This window comes from Desulforamulus profundi, assembly GCF_002607855.1.
In genome coordinates this window covers 1-5930 of record NZ_AWQQ01000132.1, presented here as the reverse complement: position 1 = coordinate 5930, position 5930 = coordinate 1, and the positions used below count along the sequence as shown (strand labels likewise).

3 protein-coding genes and 2 pseudogenes are annotated in these 5930 nt (G+C 41.0%); 3 read left to right on the top strand and 2 right to left on the bottom strand.

The genetic code is table 11. From position 1 onward, the window contains the following. Positions 1-89: 89 nt before the first annotated feature. Entirely contained in the window at positions 90-344 is a 255-nt protein-coding gene (locus P378_RS22455) for an RNA polymerase sigma factor (protein WP_238473387.1), read from the bottom strand. A gap of 250 nt (positions 345-594) precedes the next feature. Between P378_RS22455 and P378_RS17310 the strand changes: the two genes are divergently transcribed. Further along, a complete protein-coding gene (locus P378_RS17310; RefSeq protein ID WP_099084084.1) occupies positions 595-1233 on the top strand; it encodes a hypothetical protein in 639 nt (212 codons plus the stop codon). Positions 1234-1476: 243 nt separating this feature from the next. Then, the gene (locus P378_RS17305; RefSeq protein ID WP_099084083.1) at positions 1477-2004 is read left to right on the top strand and encodes a hypothetical protein; all 528 of its coding nucleotides are present in this window, start codon (positions 1477-1479) and stop codon (positions 2002-2004) included. Positions 2005-2204: 200 nt separating this feature from the next. On the opposite strand, the pseudogene P378_RS17300 reads toward P378_RS17305, so the two are convergent. Continuing rightward, a pseudogene (locus P378_RS17300) lies at positions 2205-2627 on the bottom strand (transposase); the annotation flags it as partial. A 70-nt stretch (positions 2628-2697) separates the two neighbouring features. Here P378_RS17300 and P378_RS17295 point away from each other — a divergent pair. After that, a pseudogene (locus P378_RS17295) lies at positions 2698-4253 on the top strand (IS3 family transposase). Positions 4254-5930: the final 1677 nt, after the last annotated feature.

The following is a 5930-nucleotide window of genomic DNA, read 5'->3' as shown; positions in this document are numbered from 1 at the left end:
AACAGATTGCGCCCCGCCGGTTACTCGATTGTACCACACGCGGGGACCCCGTCCGTCAAGACTTCCCTTCGGCGCCACTTTAATTTAAGTTAACCTCTGGGGCTCACCAAGAACATTTTAGGATAACAAGGGGAGCTGTTATTTATTTCCAAAGTGTCAATACCTTGACAACTTAATTCAGCTTTAAATATTGCCTCTTGGGCAGCTTCTTCTGCGATTGAAGCATCACCACAGTAAAAATAGACTGCTTCATAAGCTGGATTGTAATACAGTCGAAATATGAGCTCGCTGTACTCTTTGTCTGGTTTTTTCTTTCTTGAGAACAGACGTTTAATTATAGACATAGTTACCTCCCAAGAGGTTTCGTTATCTTTACAAAATAATTCTATATATGACTATTTAATTCCTTTGTTGAAATCAATTATTATTATTGATAATGTCGATATTTGTAGATATATTACGATTTATTTTTAAAACCAACCTACCCCCTTGTCTGTCTAGTAGGAAAAGGGGGGTGGGTCCAATGTATTAATAAAATAATATTGTTTTCTGAGTAGACTTCTTTCAAAAATAATTAAGGAGGTAATTAAGCTAATGAAAAGAATATTAATAATAATGCCTTTACTTTTACTATTTTCTATAGGGATTTTCGGTTCTGTAGCTGGTGCGGAAACAGTTAAAAAGGAGATTAAGGCGTCATATTCAGAAACAATAACAGATCCAAAAATACTTTCGGATCCGTCGAAAATTAATTTCATAAATGAGGATGAAAAACGTGACTATCTGGATGCCTTAGCAAAAGGATATACTGTCGTAAGCCGAACAGTAGCAAAATTCCCTTTCATTGTAAAAAATAATAATGAAATTTGGTTAACAGCGGAACAAGAAAAAGATTATAAGGCCGGTAAACCAGTTAAAGCAGGGGATGTTACTATACAAGGGGCTTCTAGTGACATTCAATATCTTACTCTAAGTCAGAGCAGTACAAATATATACGAGCCAACAAAAGGTGATACTTATAAATGCCACTATTTGTTTAAAGGATATCACCAATGGTCAACAAATGGATATGGAAGAGACTATGTAACTATGGGCTGGGCTGGTAGCACTCCTATTATTGGATCACTTTGGACAGCAAAGAATGTGACCGGGGGATTAATCAGCACATATAAAAACAAACTTTCCCAAACTCAGGGGTTGCTTGGGGAATGTACAACAAACAGTATAATTTAAGTGGTACCTTTCAAGTTGAAGTTGGTAAAACAACTAACTCTGGGACCATGGGAGACGTAGCTTACACTTATTGGCATCAAACAACAAATTATGAGTTATCTTTTGTAGTGTCGGTTCCGCCGGCAATTACACTATCAACCAGTGGAACAGATACAGCTTCAAAAGAACCAAGTAGTCATATGCATTATTACTATTAACAATAAGGCACCCAAATGGGTGCCTTATTAAAAAGGAATGAATAACATGAAGTTATTGTTAACACCATGTTTAATAATAGCAATCTTAATATTTGCAGTAGGTTGTACTAAATATGCTGTTAATCCTGATGATGCACTTGAATTTTATTTGCACAACCAAAAGATAAGGGTATCTCATTATAATATTTTGGCAAAAGAAAAAATTGATACTAATACTTTTTTAATTTTATACTTGCGCGATAATTATCTTATAGCTCATAAATTTTATAAAAACAATAGAAATATGATCGCTGATAAAAATATTGAAGGGGGAATTCAATTACAAAATAACGAACCAGTTGAATATTTTGTTACTTCAGGTATTGTAAATAACAAAAATTACACGGCAGTTGTTGGTGTAGTTAACTCAGACGAAATTAAAACAACAAAAGTCTATAAAAAGAAAGACGGCAATTGGAAAGAAATAGCTTCAAGTGTTTATAAAACCTTCATTGTAGTAGATTACAGCCATAATGTCGAGTATAAAATATTGGGGTATGATCATAGGGGGCAAGTTATTTTTGAAAATCCATGATAACAGATCTGATTGGAAGCCCCCTGTGTTAGGATAGTTGTCATAGACCTCTAAAACAAGTATAGTTAATTGAGCAGCAGTCCGAGGAGGAAAGTCTGAAACCAGCTCCACGGGGGGCACAAACTAAAAAAGAGCATAGCAAACAGACCATCCATGGGACAGTCTTTAAAAAATGAATAGTGACAACTTGTGTATTTCTATCAATCCTTAACTACAGAGTACCCGTGTCTACGTGCTATAAGAATAGCCTGTTCTACTGTGATTTCACGAGATGCRGGAATAGGTTCAGCTTTCTTATAAAGCTCGGGATTATAGGGTTCACCTTTCTTAAGGATGTGATAAATGGCAGTAAGCAACATTCGTGCAATAGCTATAATAGCACGCTTATGGCCACGTCGCTTTTTGATAGATAAATAGCGACCCTTGATTTCAGGGTGTTTATCACTTTTAACAACAGCGTTGGCGCACTGTACCAAAAGTGGCTTGATATAAACACCGGCACGGGATATGCGAACAGAATGTTTCTTGCCAGCACTCTCGTTGTTTTGAGGAGTCACTCCTGCCCAGGAACACAAGTGTTTGGCTGTAGGGAACACAGACATATCAACACCGATTTCCCCCTGTGTTAGGATAGTTGTCATAGACCTCTAAATAAACTATAGTAAGAAAAGTACCATTACTGAGGAGGAAGCTATGACAAGATACAGTGATGAATTCAAGTACTCCATTATCAAAAGAATGATGCCACCCAATAATGAATCTGTTAATTCCATCGCAAGAGAAACAGGTCTTTCAGAGGGCACGCTACACAGCTGGAAGAAAAAGGCCAGAGCCAACGGCATAGCAGTTCCAGGCGGTGAGCCTGAAGCAGAAAAATGGCGCACACAGGATAAATTCTTAATTGTTGTTGAAACAGCATCCTTAAGCGAGATTGAATTAGCAGAATACTGCCGCTCTAAAGGTCTCTTTGTTGAACAGGTGGAGGCCTGGCGGGATGCCTGTATGCAGGCCAATGGTGGCGTAGCCAACAGGCTGCCCAACTACAAAAGGATCTTCGCCAAAAGGACCGAGAGCTTAAGGACCTCCAAAAGGAACTTAAACGGAAAGAAGCTGCACTTGCTGAAACTGCTGCACTCCTGGTTCTAAGAAAAAAGGCCCAAGCGATCTGGGGGGACCCCGAGGACGACTGATCAGTGTCTCAGATCGCAAAAAAGTTATTTCACTGATCAAAGAAGCTGTTGCTAACGGGGCCAGGGAACCAATGGCTTGTAAGGTGCTTGGAATATCTCAGCGTACTCTGCAACGCTGGAGAAGCAGTCTATCACCTGATGAAGACCAGCGTAAACACCAAACGAAAGCCTGCAAACAAACTTAGTCCAGATGAAAGAGAAGCCATAATAAAAACAGCGAATCAACCTGAATTCAAAAGTTTACCACCCAGTCAAATTGTACCTAGACTAGCTGATGAAGGCATTTATATAGCTTCTGAGTCAACATTTTACAGAGTCCTGAAAGAAAACAATATGCAATACCATCGGGGAAGAGCTAAAAAACCAGGTTCAAAACCCATTTCAACACATTGTGCCACCGGACCTAATCAAGTCTGGATGTGGGATATTACCTACCTTCCGGGACCTGTTAAGGGCATCTATTTCTATCTATATCTCATATTGGATTTGTTCAGCCGCAAAATAGTTGCTTGGGATATATGGACCGAAGAATTATCTGAGAACGCCAGTATATTAGTACGGCGGGCAATAATATCTGAAAAACGCACGTTAGTTAACCAGCCATTAGTCTTGCATTCAGACAACGGCAGCCCTATGAAAGGGGCAACCCTACTGGAAACCCTCTATCAGTTGGGGATAACTCCATCAAGAAGCCGCCCTAGAGTAAGCAACGACAACCCATACGCTGAATCCATCTTCCGTACATGCAAATACCGCCCTAATTACCCTACCAAAGGATTTGCAACACTAACTGAGGCAAGGCAATGGGTGCTAACATTTGTAACATGGTACAACCAGGAACACAGACACAGTGGGCTTAATTTCCTGACCCCAAAACAAAGACATAACGGTCTCTCAACACAAATTCTGGAGCAGAGAAAACGGGTTTATGAAGAAGCTAAATCAAAGCACCCAGAGAGATGGGCTGGCTCAATCAGAGACTGGACATTAGATGATATCGTTTGGCTTAATCCCGAACGCACCGAACAATCAAAAACGAAGGAAAAGTGTACATCCTAAAATTAATAAAGCAGGCGGTCTCCAGAGGGAGGGGAACRTTGCCCTAACTACCAGTAGCCGCCGCTTGCGGTCGTAGCGAAGCGAAGAGTCTTGACCCATGTGCTAGGRTTAATTTACCCGACCGTATACAGGTTTCTAGTTGGCGTATATCCGTCGGTCGGGTTACCCCATTATTAGCACATGGAGTCAAGACCGGCGGTGGGTTTAATACAAAAAAATTGAACGTATTAGCGACAACTATCTTGACAAACACCGCCGGGGGCGGTGCCTGGTTCCGTCCGTCGGTAACTTTTTGGGCACCGCCTGGGTAGCCTTTCATTGAAACCACCAGACCCGAAAGGATGACCCGGAAAAGAAAAAGTACCGTCACTTTAGTTTAGTGAAGTGCCAGGCACTTTTTGGAAATCTCGGAAATCTCTGGCAGCGGTTTTCTGCCAGAGATTTCCTCGAGCATGGTATATGGCTCCTGGGTACCAAACCCGAGGTCTCCTGCCCATGGTTTAACCCCCTGTGTCTTTCTTACTATTTTATACCATGTGATATACAGAATAAATTTAAAATTTGCCGGCGGTGGTGTCGATTTGTGCTATTCATTGAAACTGTCGAACTCCAAAAAATAACCCAAAAAAGAAAAGAACTTGCACTTTAATTTAGTAAAATGCAAGTGTTTTTTGGTGCAATTTYCCCRATTTRCCGGGGGCGGTGCCTGGTTCCGTCCGGCGGTAACTTTTTGTGCTCGTATACAACTTTCATGCGAGACGGTACCTGGCACCGCCTRGGTAGCCTTTCATTGAAACCACCAGACCCAAAAGGATGACCCGGAAAAGAAAAAGCGCCKTCACTTTAGTTTAGTRAAGTGCCAGGCACTTTTTGGAAATCCCTGGCAGCGRTTTTCTGCCAGGGATTTCCTCGAGCATAAGTATATGTAAGAATATTCGTCTGTCTTCATCGTCTCTGTAAATGTTTAGCCGATGATTTCCTCTGCAAATAACATGGTATATGGCTCCTGGGTACCAAACCCGAGGTCTCCTGCCCATGGTTTAACCCCCAATGTCTTTCTTACTATTTTACATCATGTGATAATAGAATAAATTTAAAATTTGTCGGCGGTGGTGTCGAGTTGTGCTATTCATTGAAACTGTCGAACTCCAAAAAATACCCAAAAAAGAAAAGAACTTGCACTTTAATTTAGTAAAATGCAAGTGTTTTTTGTGCAATTTCCCCGATTTGCCGGGGGCGGTGCCTGGTTCCGTCCGTCRGTAACTTTTTGTGCTCGTATACAACTTTCATGCGAGACGGTACCTGGCACGCTAGGTAGCCTTTCATTGAAACCACCAGACCCAAAAGGATGACCCGGAAAAGAAAAAGCGCCTTCACTTTAGTTTAGTAAAGTGCCAGGCACTTTTTGGAAATCCCTGGCAGCGATTTTCTGCCAGGGATTTCCTCGAGCATAAGTATATGTAAGAATATTCGTCTGTCTTCATCGTCTCTGTAAATGTTTAGCCGATGATTTCCTCTGCAAATAACATGGTATATGGCTCCTGGGTACCAACCCGAGGTCTCCTGCCCATGGTTTAACCCCCAATGTCTTTCTTACTATTTTACATCATGTGATAATAGAATAAATTTAAAATTTGTCGGCGGTGGTGTCGAGTTGTGCTATTCATTGAAACTGTC

Excerpts from the sequence above, each read along its gene's own strand:
- P378_RS17305 (WP_099084083.1), top strand. The coding sequence starts at position 1,477 with ATGAAGTTATTGTTAACACCATGTTTAATAATAGCAATCTTAATATTT.
- P378_RS17310 (WP_099084084.1), top strand. The coding sequence starts at position 595 with ATGAAAAGAATATTAATAATAATGCCTTTACTTTTACTATTTTCTATA.
- P378_RS22455 (WP_238473387.1), bottom strand. The coding sequence starts at position 344 with ATGTCTATAATTAAACGTCTGTTCTCAAGAAAGAAAAAACCAGACAAA.